Here is a 553-nt window from a genome sequence, read left to right on the forward strand (position 1 = left end):
GTAGCTGTAGTAACCGATACCGAGGTTTGGTAATTTATATTACTGGTACCCGTTGTTACCGACAATGGACTTGACGGGCTTAATGCCAATGAACTTATTGAAGTATTACTTGATCCGTTTTTGTACACGGTAATGGAATATGTACGAATAGTGGCACCATCTTCGGCTGTTACAGAAACATGAACGGTGGTAGCTCCGGTTGCGTTCAGCGTTATCGGGGCAGATGCATTGCCGCTCAACACCACATTGTCCTCAATCCTTATTACAGCGTTTGGATCTGCGCTTACAGCCGTAACAGTTATACTTGGTGTCGAGGCCAACACCGAAGTTTGGTAATTTACCGTGCTGCTGCCTGTTATAACAGTCAGCGTAGAAGCCGGGCTTACACTTAATGAACTCAAAGCGGGGTTACTTGATCCGTTTTTATACACAACGATAGAATAGGTACGAATGGTGACACCATCCTCGGCTGTTACAGAAACATGAATAGTAGTAGTTCCGGTAGCATTCAGCGTTACTGGATCAGATGTACTACCGCTTGACACAATATTAC

The 553-nt window shown here is 44.7% G+C and carries 1 protein-coding gene; it reads right to left on the reverse strand.

What is annotated here, in order from left to right; genetic code table 11:
- The coding region (locus tag AC1DU2_RS30890) for a cadherin-like beta sandwich domain-containing protein (protein ID WP_477389483.1) at nucleotides 1-553 on the reverse strand (553 nt) is incomplete at both ends.

It is taken from the genome of Mucilaginibacter sp. P4_C11 (assembly GCF_056402115.1).